The organism is Bacillus sp. JJ1566 (genome assembly GCF_036962685.1).
Taxonomy (GTDB): domain Bacteria; phylum Bacillota; class Bacilli; order Bacillales; family Bacillaceae_L; genus Ferdinandcohnia.
In genome coordinates this window covers 21,226-36,426 of the sequence record NZ_JBALOP010000025.1, presented here as the reverse complement: position 1 = coordinate 36,426, position 15,201 = coordinate 21,226, and the positions used below count along the sequence as shown (strand labels likewise).

18 protein-coding genes and 1 pseudogene are annotated in these 15,201 nt (G+C 37.3%); 1 reads left to right on the top strand and 18 read right to left on the bottom strand.

Annotated features, from left to right (window positions below; genetic code table 11):
* The 16 genes and pseudogenes from V7112_RS10790 to V7112_RS10715 all read right to left on the bottom strand — a co-directional run.
* Positions 1-247, bottom strand: a pseudogene (locus tag V7112_RS10790) (CheR family methyltransferase); the annotation flags it as partial.
* Positions 248-383: 136 nt separating this feature from the next.
* Complete coding sequence (ndk, locus tag V7112_RS10785; protein ID WP_335418950.1) at positions 384-830, bottom strand: nucleoside-diphosphate kinase; 447 nt, start codon at positions 828-830, stop codon at positions 384-386.
* A gap of 390 nt (positions 831-1,220) precedes the next feature.
* On the bottom strand, positions 1,221-2,183 hold the full coding sequence (gene hepT / locus V7112_RS10780) for a heptaprenyl diphosphate synthase component II (protein WP_335418947.1): 963 nt from the start codon (positions 2,181-2,183) through the stop codon (positions 1,221-1,223).
* Between the two features lie 77 nt (positions 2,184-2,260).
* Positions 2,261-2,965 carry a demethylmenaquinone methyltransferase gene (locus V7112_RS10775; RefSeq protein WP_335418944.1) on the bottom strand — a complete coding sequence of 235 codons (705 nt, stop codon included), beginning with the start codon at positions 2,963-2,965 and terminating at the stop codon, positions 2,261-2,263.
* Between the two features lie 2 nt (positions 2,966-2,967).
* Positions 2,968-3,780, bottom strand: a complete 813-nt coding sequence (locus tag V7112_RS10770; protein ID WP_335418941.1) for a heptaprenyl diphosphate synthase component 1 — start codon at positions 3,778-3,780, stop codon at positions 2,968-2,970.
* 146 nt (positions 3,781-3,926) lie between these two features.
* Positions 3,927-4,157, bottom strand: coding sequence for a trp RNA-binding attenuation protein MtrB (gene mtrB / locus V7112_RS10765; RefSeq protein ID WP_229141242.1), 231 nt, complete (start codon positions 4,155-4,157; stop codon positions 3,927-3,929).
* Positions 4,158-4,225: 68 nt separating this feature from the next.
* Positions 4,226-4,792, bottom strand: a complete 567-nt coding sequence (gene folE / locus V7112_RS10760) for a GTP cyclohydrolase I FolE (protein WP_335418937.1) — start codon at positions 4,790-4,792, stop codon at positions 4,226-4,228.
* Positions 4,793-4,919: 127 nt separating this feature from the next.
* Entirely contained in the window at positions 4,920-5,192 is a 273-nt protein-coding gene (locus V7112_RS10755) for an HU family DNA-binding protein (RefSeq protein WP_057997427.1), read from the bottom strand.
* A gap of 301 nt (positions 5,193-5,493) precedes the next feature.
* Positions 5,494-6,972 (bottom strand): stage IV sporulation protein A, encoded by a 1,479-nt coding sequence (gene spoIVA / locus V7112_RS10750; RefSeq protein WP_335418934.1) that lies wholly within the window; start codon positions 6,970-6,972, stop codon positions 5,494-5,496.
* A 267-nt stretch (positions 6,973-7,239) separates the two neighbouring features.
* Positions 7,240-7,959: a hypothetical protein gene (locus V7112_RS10745; RefSeq protein WP_335418931.1), complete on the bottom strand. Its 720-nt coding sequence runs from the start codon at positions 7,957-7,959 to the stop codon at positions 7,240-7,242.
* Between the two features lie 27 nt (positions 7,960-7,986).
* On the bottom strand, positions 7,987-8,187 hold the full coding sequence (locus tag V7112_RS10740) for a DUF2768 domain-containing protein (protein ID WP_335418928.1): 201 nt from the start codon (positions 8,185-8,187) through the stop codon (positions 7,987-7,989).
* A 365-nt stretch (positions 8,188-8,552) separates the two neighbouring features.
* A complete protein-coding gene (locus V7112_RS10735) occupies positions 8,553-9,590 on the bottom strand; it encodes an NAD(P)H-dependent glycerol-3-phosphate dehydrogenase (protein WP_335418925.1) in 1,038 nt (345 codons plus the stop codon).
* Positions 9,591-9,605: 15 nt separating this feature from the next.
* On the bottom strand, positions 9,606-10,916 hold the full coding sequence (gene der, locus V7112_RS10730; RefSeq protein ID WP_335418922.1) for a ribosome biogenesis GTPase Der: 1,311 nt from the start codon (positions 10,914-10,916) through the stop codon (positions 9,606-9,608).
* A gap of 399 nt (positions 10,917-11,315) precedes the next feature.
* Positions 11,316-11,507 carry a capping complex subunit for YIEGIA gene (locus tag V7112_RS10725; RefSeq protein ID WP_335418918.1) on the bottom strand — a complete coding sequence of 64 codons (192 nt, stop codon included), beginning with the start codon at positions 11,505-11,507 and terminating at the stop codon, positions 11,316-11,318.
* The gene (locus V7112_RS10720) at positions 11,504-12,400 is read right to left on the bottom strand and encodes a YIEGIA family protein (protein WP_335418915.1); all 897 of its coding nucleotides are present in this window, start codon (positions 12,398-12,400) and stop codon (positions 11,504-11,506) included. The genes V7112_RS10725 and V7112_RS10720 overlap by 4 nt, the downstream gene beginning before the upstream one ends.
* Before the next feature lies 1 nt (position 12,401).
* Positions 12,402-13,001 (bottom strand): YphA family membrane protein, encoded by a 600-nt coding sequence (locus V7112_RS10715; RefSeq protein ID WP_335418912.1) that lies wholly within the window; start codon positions 12,999-13,001, stop codon positions 12,402-12,404.
* Positions 13,002-13,173: 172 nt separating this feature from the next.
* On the opposite strand from V7112_RS10715, the gene V7112_RS10710 reads away from it, so the two are divergent.
* The gene (locus V7112_RS10710; protein WP_335418910.1) at positions 13,174-13,317 is read left to right on the top strand and encodes a YpzI family protein; all 144 of its coding nucleotides are present in this window, start codon (positions 13,174-13,176) and stop codon (positions 13,315-13,317) included.
* 42 nt (positions 13,318-13,359) lie between these two features.
* Here the strand turns inward: V7112_RS10710 and rpsA are convergent, their stop codons facing one another.
* Together rpsA and V7112_RS10700 are read right to left on the bottom strand one after the other, a co-directional pair.
* The gene (rpsA, locus tag V7112_RS10705; RefSeq protein ID WP_335418907.1) at positions 13,360-14,496 is read right to left on the bottom strand and encodes a 30S ribosomal protein S1; all 1,137 of its coding nucleotides are present in this window, start codon (positions 14,494-14,496) and stop codon (positions 13,360-13,362) included.
* 118 nt (positions 14,497-14,614) lie between these two features.
* A complete protein-coding gene (locus V7112_RS10700; RefSeq protein ID WP_335418904.1) occupies positions 14,615-15,196 on the bottom strand; it encodes a lysophospholipid acyltransferase family protein in 582 nt (193 codons plus the stop codon).
* Positions 15,197-15,201 lie beyond the last annotated feature (5 nt).

The following is a 15,201-nucleotide window of genomic DNA, read 5'->3' as shown; positions in this document are numbered from 1 at the left end:
ACACTTTTAGATTTCGATTCTGTTGAAGGAGCTTTGGTAGAATCTTTGTTTCTAATACTTCCCACCGTTTCGCATTCCGATAAAACTCAGAAACATTAATCGTCATTCGATCTAAAAACTCATGCAACAGCTCTTTGTCTTTTTCAATTCCTTTAAAATATTCCTGAAAGCTTGAAAATCCTCTTTTTTCGTACAATGAGGTAAGTCTTCTTACCATTTGTGCTTCTTTATATAAACGTAAATCAATACCCGTTTTTCTTTTTATCTGTTCGGTAAATAACATATAATTCTTGTTCATAGCTTCTCCTCAAAAACAAATCTTTCTTATGGGTGGAAAGTTCCTTTAGAAAAACCAGCCCTGTAATAGAGCTGGTTTTATTGGATTAGTAAATCCAGTTATTGATTAGCTTTTCGTAAGCTACTAATTCTTGCTCTTTGAAGAATAATGAAATTTCACGTTCAGCACTCGCTGGTGAATCAGAACCATGAATAACGTTCTTTCCAACAGTTAATCCAAAATCACCACGGATTGTTCCTGGAAGAGCATCTTTTGGATTTGTTGTACCCATCATTTGTCGAGCTGTTGCAATTACATTCTCACCCTGCCAAACCATTGCAAAAACTGGTCCAGAAGTGATGAATTCAACTAATTCGCCGAAGAATGGTCGCTCTTTGTGCTCACCGTAATGTTCCCCTGCAAGGTCTTCTGAAATCGCCATCAATTTAGCTCCAACTAATTGAAAGCCCTTTCTTTCAAAGCGTGAAACAATCTCACCAACTAGTTGACGCTGTACACCATCAGGCTTAACCATTAAAAATGTTTTTTCCATAAGATCTCCACCCCACCAAAATATGTATAATAGTCTATGTTTAGCGACCAATCAAAATAGTAACACTATTTTGATTGGTTTGCAACGTTTTAATCAAATACGCCTTGGCATATTTGCGCCCAGATTTTTTAGGTCCACACAAGGTGGGTCACAAAGACGAAGACATCAGGAAGTGGCGTTCTTAGTCTTTGATCTTATGCGAGATACAGTGAAACTTCAATCTGTGGAAGAATTTATCCACAGATTGTTAGTTGAACCAATCAGGCTTTTACTGGCAATTGCCCTCTGTGAGGGCTTAGTGCCAGTTATTGCTGAAAAGTTACCTTTAAAATTCGCATGTCTCCGCCGGAGGCTTTAACAATATTCAGTAGGGCACCCCACTGAATATTGTTAAAATTTTCTTTTCCCAATATATTTTGCAACATTGTACAGCGTATTTCTAGCACGACAAGAAGGCAATTCTTCTAAAATCCTGTATGCTTTATCCAAATATCGATTGCTTAACGCCTCAGCCTGTTTGATCGCATCTGATTGTTTAATAGATGTAATTAAGGGCTTTATCTCATCAGCTGTTGTCCGGTCAGATACTTGGATAATTTGTTGTTTAAGACCTTCATCCTTCATTGCATAAAGAACCGGTAAAGTGATATTCCCTTGCATCAAATCACTGCCGGCCGGTTTACCTAGTTGTTCATCTGTACTAGTAAAGTCTAAAATATCATCGGTAATTTGGAATGCCATTCCCACATAATAACCATATAAAAACAGTTTTTTATGAACTTCGGTAGGCACATCTGCAGCTACTGCGCCTAATTGGCAGCTACTCGCAATTAAAAGAGCCGTCTTCCGCTTTATTCTTCGTAAATAACAACGCAAGTTTTGATCAAAGCGATATTTATCTTTGATTTGTTCGATTTCACCTAAGCATACCTCAACAATGGTATGTGCAAGTAGCTTATGTAATAAGGGATTAGGAAGCTTTGTAATGATTTCTAATGAGCTACCTAGAATATAATCTCCAGCATACATCGCTATCTTATTATCCCATTTCGCCTTAATGGTAGGCCTGCCACGTCGAAGATCCGCGTCATCTATTACATCATCATGAACAAGCGATGCCGTATGAATGAGTTCTAGTGTAACGGCAACATTTTTAATTACGTTAATATCATATTTCCCAAATTTTCCTCCTAAAAGGACAAAAACTGGTCTTAAACGTTTCCCGCCAGATTGTAATAAATGCAACCCAGCCTGTTGTAGAACTGGATGATTCCCTTTGATAGAAGCCTCCAATTCTTTTTCTATAATTGCTAAATCTGTATTCAAATACGAATACATCAAAGATAATTTCATCAGTTTCACCTTAGTCTCAAAATATGACGCGAAAAACTTTATACAGTCGGGATTCCACCCCGACTGCGCATTTGATTCTATTTTTTATAACCTAAATGCATTGCAGCTACACCTAAAGTGTATGGTTTCACTTCGATATCGGTCAAGCCTGCTTTTCGAAACATGTTTGCGAGCTCTTTCATCCCTGGAAAATCACGGGCAGATTCCTGTAGCCAAGAGTATTCCTGATAGCTTTTTGCAAATAGCTTTCCGAAAACCGGCATAATAAAACGAAAATAGAAAAAGTATAATTGCTTAAATCCGATCATCGTTGGCTGAGAAGTTTCTAAACAAACAACCTTACCACCTGGCTTTACTACCCTATGCATTTCTTTTAAAACAGTCATGTAATCAGGAACATTTCGAAGGCCAAAACCAATAGTTACATAATCAAACTTATTATCCTCAAATGGAAGCTCCATCGCATTACCATGGATTAATTCAACCTGATTTAACTTTAGCTTGTCCACTTTCTCCTGACCGATTTTCAGCATGTTCTTACTAAAATCTAGACCAATCACTTTTCCATGTGGCCCAACTGCATCTGCAAGGGCAATGGTCCAATCAGCGGTGCCACAACAAAGGTCAAGTGCAGTTGATCCTTCTTTGACATCCATTCGCTTCATTATATCCTTGCGCCAAGCTTTATGTTGTTGAAAGCTGATAACGGAATTCATTTGATCATAGTTTTTATATATTTTTTCAAATACATGGTGTACACGTTGTTCTTTAGATTGCTCCATAATTACCCTTCTTCCACAATCTTATTCATTGCTATTGAATTACCTTTAAGAAGTAGTTCATTTATACGATTAAGTAACATTTTGTTTATTTTAGGGTTTCTCTCTAAGGAATGTTCAAGCTTTTTACTTACAAAAGAAAGCTGCATGTTAAATTCATACATAGCATCCGTTTTCTGACCTTGTTTTTCCACAGAGACTATTTTCTTTAGCGTCTTAATAAGAATCGAATTTCCCTCTTCTAAGTATTGGTCTCTTTCAAGTAACAGTCTTTTTAACAATAAAAAGTTTTGAACGAGTTCTTCCCATTTTTTTATTTGAAAGCTTTTCACAATTTTTTGGAAGACGGCAGATTCAACCGCTGTCACACATGAAAAAAGCTTATCAATTTGTCTATGCTCCATTTGGTACAAATAAATTTTTGCTTCATTTACATCTTTAATACCTTCTGCAAGTATTCGAATGAAGGTGATATCGGACACTTCAGCGAGAAGATAATAATATAATCCGCTAAAATAGTCTCCCGCTAAGACGGCCAACTGTTGACCGCGCATCCGTTCATCTGAATAGGTAAGTCGATTGGGGACTGTTTCATGGGTATCTAGCGCCTGCTGAACAAGCATAGTCGTTACTATATAGTTTGTTAATTGCTCTTTTGGTAAAAGCAAATCCTCGCACAAAGAGTATAACAGTAATAGCTTATCCTCATCTATACTTGGTGTTTCCATGTATCTTTGAAGGTATGAGTGTTTTGTTTTATCCTCAATACGCTCCTTAAGATTGGCAACTATTTCCTTGATGTCATGCAAATCAATCACCCTTGTTTCCCCAATTTAAATAATCCATTTATCTATATGAAAGGTCTTTATAGTAGTCTTTATAAAACAACGTTAATTATAACATACATCCCTTAGTTTTTCCCTTAGTTTTATTTATAGCAAAAGAAAAAGCAGGATTTACCTGCTTATTTTTTTGAATCTGATTCAGTTTCTCCATGACTTGTTTGAATTATTGCATGACCTCGTATCTTGATTGCTGAAGTATGTTCTGTGAATTGTGCAATCATGACTTCACCTTTATCCAACTTCTCTGAATGATGGAAGCGTGTATCAGATCCTCTCGTTAATCCGATTACATTCACTCCATCTTCTACTGCTTTGATTACAATAAATTCTGAGTTTGAATTATTACTCATCCTTCTTCACTCCTGACTGCTATGTAAAGGAACCATTTTTTTTACTATCTCGTAATTTTATATAGATGTCAATTCTTAATTAAGGATAATACTTCACTACGAGCCGCAGGGTCCTTTTGTAAAATTCCCCGAACAGCTGAAGTAATCGTTTTTGCCCCTGGCTTTTTAACACCACGCATTGTCATACACATATGCTCTGCTTCAATAACCACCATTACTCCGTGGGGTTGAAGTGTTTCAACAATGGAATCGGCTATAGTTGAAGTGATTCTTTCTTGTAATTGAGGTCTTTTTGCTACGGCTTCTACTGCCCGCGCAAGTTTGCTTAAGCCTGTTACTTTTCCACCTTTTGGAATATAGGCAACATGGGCATGACCATAAAATGGGACGAGATGATGCTCACACATCGAGAAAAAAGGGATGTCTTTTACAAGCACCAATTCTTCGTGTTCTTCTCCAAAAACGGTTTGAAAATATTCTTTTGGGTCATCTTGTAAGCCTGAGAAAACTTCGGCATACATTTTTGCAACACGTTTTGGTGTATCAACTAGTCCTTCTCTACTTGAATCTTCCCCAATTGCCTCTAAAATCATTGTAACTGCTTGCTCTATTTTTTTATAATCAATGGAAGTCATTCCCCAACCCCTCCTCTTTTCACAACTACCGGTCCATTGATTCTAGCATATTAATGGATAGAAAACAAAAAAGAGCCGTGAGAAACTACGACTCTTTTTGTATCTTTCACATAGGTTCTATGTAAAATTATTTTACCGCATCTTTAAGCGCCTTTCCTGGTTTAAATGCAGGAACCTTGCTTGCAGCGATTTCGATTTCTTCACCAGTTTGAGGATTGCGACCTTTACGAGCTGCACGCTCACGTACCTCAAAGTTACCAAATCCGATTAACTGAACCTTGTCTCCACCTTTAAGAGCTTCAAGGATAGAATCAAAAACTGCATCAACAGCTTTTGTAGCGTCTTTCTTCGAAAGTTCAGCACTTTCAGCTACAGCGTTAACTAATTCTGTTTTGTTCATGACATTCACCTCCTCCCAAATGATAAATCCAAATCATATGAATGATCATTCATTACTCTTAAATCCTTACGTCATCAAGTATCTTCTACATAAGCTTGATGCTAACATGCCTTATAATAAACGATAATTAGACATAATTCAATATATTTCAACAGAAACTTTACCTTTTTATGTATATTTCACCAAAAAACTTATATTTTTTTGTAAAAAGCTTATCATATTCATATTTAGTAAGCAAATCGGTTCTAAATCTAATGCAAAATTATCAAAAAAAAAGACTCCCTTGTAAGGAGCCTAAATCTTATAATATGATAGCAATCAATCCGCCTGAACCTTCGTTAATGATTCTTTCAAGGGTTTCTTTTAGCTTATAGCGTGCATTTTCAGGCATTAAAGATAATTTTGCTTGGATACCCTCGCGCACAATCGAGCTTAAAGACCTACCAAAGATATCTGAATTCCAGATAGAAAGTGGATCATCCTCAAAGTCTTGCATTAAGTAACGGACTAATTCTTCGCTTTGTTTTTCTGTACCAATAATCGGTGCAAATTCAGATTCCACATCAACCTTAATCATGTGGATAGAAGGTGCAACAGCCTTTAAGCGAACTCCAAATCTTGAACCTTGGCGGATGATTTCAGGCTCATCTAGGCTCATATCAGATAGCGCTGGTGCTGCAATTCCATAGCCTGTTTGCTTCACCATTTTTAACGCATCTGCTACTTGATCATACTCAGCTTTTGCATGAGCAAAGTCTTGCATGAGCTGCAGGAGATGATCTTTTCCGCGGATTTCAACACCCACAACTTCTTTAAGAATTTGATCATATAAATCATCTGGAGCATATAAATCAATTTCAGCTACACCCTGCCCCATTTCGATCCCAGCTAAGCTTGCTTGATCAATAAAGTCATATTCACTAAATTGACCAACGACGCGGTCAACATCACGTAAACGTTTAATATCTTGGACTGTATCTTTAACTGCATCCTGGTAGCTTTCTCTTAACCAATGATCTTCTCTTAAGACCATTACCCAGCTTGGTAGATTTACATTTACCTCTAAAACCGGGAACTCATAAAGTGCTTCACGTAAAACATTGAATACATCTGCTTCACGCATACTTTCAACGCTCATTGCTAATACAGGAATATCATATTTTTCATTTAAATCCTTACGAAGAGCATCTGTTTCAGGGTGATGAGGATGGACTGTGTTGATAACCATAATAAATGGTTTTCCAACCTCTTTTAATTCAGCGATAACACGCTCTTCTGCTTCAATATAATCTCGTCTAGGAATTTCCCCAATTGAGCCATCTGTTGTTACAACGACACCAATTGTAGAATGTTCCTGAATGACTTTTCTTGTGCCAATCTCAGCTGCTTCATGAAATGGGATTGGCTCTTCATACCAAGGTGTATTAATCATCCGTGGCCCATTTTCATCCTCATAACCTTTTGCACCTGGAACTGTGTATCCTACACAATCCACAAGGCGTATGTTCACATTTAGCCCTTCATCAACATGAACAGAAACAGCTTGATTTGGAACAAATTTTGGCTCAGTTGTCATGATTGTTCTTCCAGCAGCACTTTGTGGAAGTTCATCCTGTGCACGAGCCTTATCAGCCTCACTACCGATATTAGGTAAGACTACTAATTCCATGAACTTCTTTATGAAAGTAGATTTGCCTGTTCTTACTGCACCAACGACTCCTAAATATATATCGCCACCGGTGCGCTCAGCGATATCTTTAAAAATATCTACCTTTTCCAAGTGTGATCCCTCCCGATTTTACAGTTCTTGGGATAATTTTATCCGTTTACTACATATTCTAGGACATTATATTTGTATGACGTTGTCCTAATTAAATATGACTATTTCTAGAAAAAAATTCCCCCCATAATATGTAGCAGCAAAATTCAGTTCAAAAAGACCGTCTCGAAACACCCTAGCAAGCTATTTTTCTTACACTTTTTGAACAAAATATCGAAAATAAAAACCCTTCTTTTAGAGTTTATGTCTAAAAGAAGGGTTCATGACTTAATTATCCAAAAAAATTGGTTCATTTTTGTCGTTAATCGTATAGGCTAGAGAATTTGTGGGAACGAACATCGAGTTATCGACTAAAAGATCTCGAATATCTTCACCAGTTTGATACGTATGCTCATACTTTGTTAAATACTCATATAAATCAATCCGATAATCTACAACAATCTCATTGTTGTTCGTGATTAAGAGTGGCAAATTTTTCCCTGTGAATGGACTAACAACAAAAGGCTCTTCTTTCAAGCCTAGCTTACTATAATCCAATGTAAATACATTGGTTTGCAACTGTTCCTTAAATGGCGCATAGCCATTTGATGAACGGTACATTTGCACTCGTAAATTTAGTTCACTAATTTTCTCGGAAATTCGAACATCTAAAAGTTTAACCGTAGGGTTTGTTTCTACATTTACTAAAACATACAAATAAACTCCGCCCGTTTCATATGCATTACCAGGAGGTTCAGCTATGTATTTAGGAGAAAGCCGAATAAAATCAATCGGATACTTTTGATAAATTGGGGTCTCCATTTCTCTTGTTTTAATAGGCAAAAGTCCCCCCGAGTCTTCTTTAAATTGATCAACTGCCCGCTGAACAGCTACAATCTGATCCTCATAGGGAATTTGGTTTTGGGCAAGCTTATCTTTTGGATAAAGGCACCCTGTTAGTAATGATAATGAAAAAACAATAACCAACAGTTGTAAAGTAACTCTCATATTTTTACCATCCTTAAGTTTATATCATTACTCACTAACAGGCCCGCTAAACACAACAATAAAAATAACAATTCCTGCTAGAATCATAAAAAGATATGCAATCGTGGCTACTATTCCTTTTAGGAAGCCCTTTAGTTTATATCTACTTAGATAAATGGCTATAATCGCTATAAACATAAAAGCCATTCCCGCAAATGATATCCACATTTTCAGTAATCCTGGTGTCATCTTTTTCACTCCCTTGTCCAACTCTAACATTCCGTCAAATATTATATCATAATACGTGTCTTTAAACTAAGGCTATATTGTTAACTGTAAAAACAAAAAACTGAAGTAAAGAGGGGCACCTTTACTTCAGCAAACGTAAAACTAAATATTCCCTTTAACCCAATCGCTCAGACCCACAGTATACTACGTTGCATTTTATGCGAAAACGGTATGAAATGTATCGTCTTATGCCTATTTTCCGCAAGAAAAGTGCAAAGTTTTTACTCAATCGAATTTCTTGCTGTGCGAAATTGTTAGGAAATCCCGCTATTTGTTATTCTCCATGACATCATATGCACGAAAAAAGGAGTTTGTGTGATAATTTTTTACATCGTTCCTTTTTCTAGATAATTAAAGAGGTCGGCCATTTCGTTTGTTTTTCCTCTGGCCATTAATTGATCAACTGCGTCTTTTGGTGATTGATTATTGAAAAGCACGTCATATAATGCGAATGTGATTGGCATGGACACATCCATTTTTTTAGCTAGCTGATACGCTGCTTTTGTCGTTCTGACACCCTCAACAACCATTCCCATATTTTCAAGGACTTCATCAAGGCTTTGCCCTTTACCTAATAAATTTCCTGCACGCCAGTTCCGAGAGTGTACACTTGTACAGGTTACAATTAAATCACCGATCCCGGTTAGTCCAGCAAATGTTAGTGGGTTAGCGCCCATTTTACTGCCTAAACGTGAAATTTCAGCTAAACCACGAGTAATAAGCGCTGCCTTTGCGTTATCCCCATATCCGAGACCATCTGTAATCCCCGCTGCTAAAGCAATAATATTCTTTAACGCCCCACCGATTTCAACGCCAACAATATCAGGGTTTGTATAAACTCGGAAATGCTGATTAATGAAAAGGTCCTGAACAAATTCAGCCGATTCCATATTTTTTGATGATACGGTTACCGTTGTTGGATGACGAAGCACCACTTCCTCAGCATGGCTTGGCCCAGAAAGGACAACAACATCTTTTAAAAGATTTGAAGGCATTTCCTCCTCAATCATTTCAGAAATCCGTTTTAATGTGTCTGGTTCAATCCCTTTGCTCACATGAATAATCGTTAAAGGTGTTGAAATGACCTGGCTTATTTTCTGAAGAACTTCCCGAATTGCTTTTGTTGGAACCGCAAGGACAATCGTCTTCACATCATCCAACGCCTTGCCTAAATCCGCAAATCCAATTATCGTTTTAGGCAATTCAATTGATGGTACGTATTTGGAATTGGTATGTTTCGTATTGATTTCATCAACCTGTTCTTGACGATGTGACCAGATCCGAACTTCATGATCATTGTCGGCTAGAACAAGTGCAAGTGCTGTTCCCCAGCTACCTGCTCCAACAACCGTTACTTTCTCCATTACGTCCTCCCCTTCCTATTTTCTAGCTCTCGCGATAAGCTTTATTGGTGTACCTTCAAATCCAAAAGCATCCCTAATGCGATTTTCTAAAAATCGTTCATAGGAAAAGTGCATTAACTCAGGGTCATTCACAAACACAACAAATGTTGGCGGCTTAACCGCAACTTGTGTCACATAATAAATTCGTAGACGATTACCTTTGTCTGTAGGTGTTGGATTCATTGCAACAGCATCCATAATGACATCATTCAAGACATTTGTTTGTACACGCATTGAATGATTTTCACTTGCCATATCAATCATTGGAATTAAGGTATGAATGCGGCGTTTTGTTTTCGCTGATAAGAAAACAATTGGTGCATAATCAAGGAATTGAAAATGATCTCGAATTTGTTCTTCAAATTCCTTCATTGTTTTCTCATCTTTTTCAACTGCATCCCATTTGTTTACAACGATAACGACAGCTCTACCGGCATCGTGTGCATAGCCAGCGATCTTTTTGTCCTGTTCAATAATCCCTTCTTCACCGTTTAACACAACAAGGACAACGTCAGAGCGTTCGATTGCCTTTAAAGCCCTAAGCACACTATACTTTTCAGTACTTTCATAGACTTTTCCTTTTTTCCTCATTCCGGCTGTATCAATAATGACATATTCTTTACCATCAACTTTATATTTTGTATCAATAGCGTCCCTTGTTGTACCTGCGATATCACTTACAATTACTCTTTCCTCACCTAATAAAGAATTAACAAGTGACGACTTTCCTACGTTCGGACGACCAATTAATGAGAATTTAATGATTTCCTCATCATATTCTTCATTTCCACCCTTTGGAAAATGTTTGATGACTTCATCCAATAAATCACCAAGCCCAATCCCATGCGAGCCGGAAATAGGAATCGGTTCACCAAAGCCTAGTGCATAGAAATCATAAATATCTGCTCTCATCTCTGGGTTGTCCACCTTGTTTACCGCTAAAACAACAGGTGTTTTGGAACGATACAAGATTTTCGCAACCTCTTCGTCAGCACTCGTCACACCTTCACGACCACTTGTCATTAAAATAATGACATCTGCTTCATCAATAGCGATTTCAGCTTGGTGTCTAATTTGAGCAAGAAACGGCTCGTCGCCAATGTCGATACCCCCTGTATCAATAATACTGAATTCTTGATTAAGCCACTCGCCAGAACTATAGATGCGATCTCTAGTTACTCCAGGAACATCTTCTACAATCGAAACTCTTTCTCCAACTATACGATTAAAAATGGTTGATTTCCCAACGTTTGGTCGTCCAACAATTGCCACAACTGGTTTTACCACATGCGTTCTTCCCTTCTAAACTTATCTCTATAACATATATCACATAAAAAATGACGAAAATCAATGTTATGTAATCCGAAAAGCCTAAGGCGCCCGGATAGCGGAACATCGACTAACTTCTTGCCACGTCCTGTGGCAAACGTCGTGTCAGCACTTCCTCGAAAATGCTATGCATTTTCTTCGTGCGAGGATTATGCTGTCGAAGCATTCCTTGTCCTGTGCAAGTCAAGCATAAGACGAGCGCTGACAGAAGGTGCACTTTACCTTCCGAAGCGATTGGCTTATGACCAGAGAACCGATGGCGCCTGAAGCTAGACATTAAAATAATAAACCCTTCTAGGTCAGAAGGGTCATGCTTTTTTATTCTATCAAAAATACAAGTTTACAACAATCAAATGTTTAGTGTTTTACGATTATGTACAAATCCTTGCTGATTTCATGGGCAATTCCATCTAAAATGGCTTCTAAACTCGCAGCAACTGCTTCCATTTCCTCCTTCGACGAACATGAAAACAATGGTGTCCCACCTGAGACCTTTACCTTTGACGTATCCATTGTAATTGACGCTAAAATAAACTTTTCGATATTCACTTAAGTGGCATCCCCTTCTCATTTGCATCTCTCTCCGTTGGCATTCGGATTGCATTTTCTAAGGTGGGGACATGACCAATGACCTCAATGGCACGGTCAACATTCTTATGTTGCGGCAAAACAAATATTCCAACTCGCCCATCATTCAAATCCCTTTTTGCCAAAGGCACAAGTGCAGGAGTTCCAGAATCTCTGAAAATTCCTAATGCCGTTGATACATCGTGTAAAATGGCTTGTCTTTGTCCTAAATTTGCAATTGTTGCTCTCGCATCAAATGTTTTCGGCTTTAAGATAAAGCCCATCCCATATTTCAAAACCTCTTCCTGCCTTGCCGGAAGACCGATATTCATAATATAAATATTATCCACATACAAACCAGCGTCCTTGAAATGAGGCTCAATGTATTCAACATCAACTATATCTTGCAATTTGCTTCCTGCCATTAGTCTTTTACAAATCAAAAGACAAATGATGCCTACCACAATTCCAGCCCACCACTTAAAAGCAAGATAAGCAAAGGTGGAAAAAAAAGAAGTAAAAATCACTAAGTAATTGCGACTTTCAAAGGCAACTGCAATTCCCTCAATATATGTCTTACCTCTTGGAACAAGTTCATATGAATCCAATTCTGTTAGTGTATTGCGCTCCATATTACGCACATCACGAAATTGTGAGGCTGCAATGGTTAAAAACGTTATAGCGGTGAAGTCTTCTTCCATAATCGAAGGAACGGCAACTGTCCCTAACCCTGCTGCGATAAATCCCAACGCAATATGTATGATTTTCCCATGCAGATATGTTGGATATTGACGATAATCTGTCCGAAGCATATAAAGTCGAACAGCAACCCCAAAAATGACACCAAACAATATTGGGTATGTATATTCATTCATGCTAGCCGTGTTTCTCCTTTGAATTTTTTTGAACAATTACATCGACATGATGTAACAGTATTTCTAATGATGACCATACAAAAATAAAACAAAAACTAATTGAAATAACATCTAAAAAGACAAATGACCCAATCTCATAAGGAAAATTGACATTTTTAATGATAAATCCAAACAAAATATCACCCTGTATAGCACCAATTAGTAGACCCGCTAAGCGTAAACGAAAATCCTTCAAAAGCATAATCGTCACATATATTAAGGCAGCTCCGAGCATCAAATTTCGATTAAAAAGAAGCCACACTGGATCAAACAATTCAAATAATAAGAAGCTACAATAAGCTAAAGAAATGGTAAGAATACAAATAAGCAAATAGAGTAATTGTTTTTTTGGTCTTTTTGAAATTTCTTTCAGACAGAAAAAGAAAATAAGCAGGATACTGCAATTCAATTTAATACCACCGATTACCACATAATATGGTGATAAGATAATTGTCATTAAAAACATGATAGATAGGAATAATCGTTCTTTGTTTTTCTTCATCAAAAAAGTACTGCACACCCAGGCCATCCAACAAATCCAATAAAAGATTGCACCGTCCATTTCTCCACCTCCTATTATTCCCATTATGGCTCGAAATTATGAATTCTAACCCATTTGCATACCAAAAAACATTTTAAGAAACAATATAATGTGAATTCACTAAAAAGGATGACCCCTACATAAAATTCCCTATTCATGGTAACTTATGTGGGCATGAAAAGGAGGAAATAAAATGGGTAGAGATAGACAAGAAAGAAAGCTTAAAAAAGCGCGTAGAACTGAGTCTGACCGAGACCAATCCCTTGATTATAAAGGTGCAACAAGGTTAGATACACCTGAAGAAGCTAGGGAAATGAATCAAATGAATCCAAAATAAAAAGCTCTCACCCGATTGGGTGAGAGCTTTTTCTATTTAGGCTTATTTTAATTTATTTAGTTGGTCACCAATTACTTCACCAAGCTGGAAACCTGTTGTTTCCTCTTGTTGCTGATATTGACGAAAGTCTTCTTCCACATTTTCTTCAAGTTCTTTCATGCTTAAAGAAATACGTTTTTCAGACTCGTTTAGTTCAAGCACCTTCACTTTTACTGTTTGACCATCTTTTAATACTTCATGAGGAGTTCCTATATGTTTAGAAGAAATTTGTGAAATATGAACAAGTCCTTCAACACCAGGTAATACCTCAACAAATGCACCAAAAGAAACAAGTCTTCTTACTGTACCTTCAACTACATCTCCAACTGATAACTTTTCAGAGATATTTTCCCATGGTCCAGGCAAAGTTTCTTTTACAGACAATGAAATTCTTTCATTATCACGGTCAACCGATAATATTTTTACGTTAATTTTTTGACCTTCTTCAACAACATCAGATGGCTTTGATACATGCTCATGCGAAAGCTGAGAAATATGGACTAATCCATCAATGCCACCAATATCAACGAATGCTCCGAAATCTGTCAATCGTTGAACAGTACCTTCAAGAACAGCTCCAACCTGTAATGATTCTAATACCTGTTGCTTTTTATTTTTTTGATTTTCTTCCACAACAGCACGGTGAGATAAGATCACTCGATTTTTCTCACGGTCAAGTTCAACCACTTTAACTGTTAACGAGTTGTCTTTATAATCGGAGAAATCTTCAACATAATAATTTTCAACTAACGATGCTGGAATAAATCCTCTTACGCCAAGGTCAACAACTAGTCCACCTTTAACAACATCTTTTACGACTGCTTCAAACACTTCACCAGAGTTAAATTTTTGCTCTAAATCATCCCAGGCTTTAGAAGCTAGTACAGCTTTTTTAGATAAAATTAAAGCTTCTTCTTCAACTTTTGTAACAGAAAGCTCTATTTCTTCTCCTTCTGATACAACATCACTTGCTTTTTCAACATGCAGGCTGGACAGCTCACTAATTGGGATAATGCCGTCTAGCTTACTGTTCTCAACTGAAACAAATACTTGTTTTTCCTCTACCTTCGTTACCTTGCCAGTGATCACATCACCAACTTGTAACTCTTTGTACTCGACTTGATTCATATCCTCTGCCATTCAAATTACCTCCTTCAATGTCCAACACAAAAAACTCTTTATGTAATTAAAGTTATAAAAATATTCTTTTAATTAACTTCTAATAAATACAGTTATTTGTCAAGTATAAACTCTTAATCTACTGATTTTTTTCCAGTATTTCTCTTATGGAATCCATAATTTTGTCGGTAACAACATCAGCAGAAGCCTTCTCTTCACGAAATGTATCCATTTCGACGGGCTTTCCGTAAACCACTCTTAATTTACCAAAAGGTTTGTATGGGCCAATAATCGCACAGGGAACGACAGTACAGTTTGTTCGTAATGCAAAGAATCCAACTCCGGATAATCCTTTCCCAAGTTTTCCATCCTTACTTCTTGTACCTTCGGGGAAGATGCCTAACACATTTCCCTCTTTCAATATCTTAAGTGCAGTTCTAAGTGATTCACGATCACTTCCCCCACGTTTTACCGGGAATGCATTAACGTTTGGTAAAATCCGACCTAATACTGGTACCTTAAACAATTCCGCCTTTGCCATAAAGTGAATCGGTCTTGGTGATGTCACCCCAACAACAGGCGGGTCCAGATTGTCAATATGATTTGAACATATCAAGACACCGCCCTCCTTTGGAATATTTTCCCTACCAAGGACCTCAATACGGTAAAGAGGTTTTATAATTGCTCCAATTAATCCTCTTCCAAAAGGGTATAGGTTCATTCCAT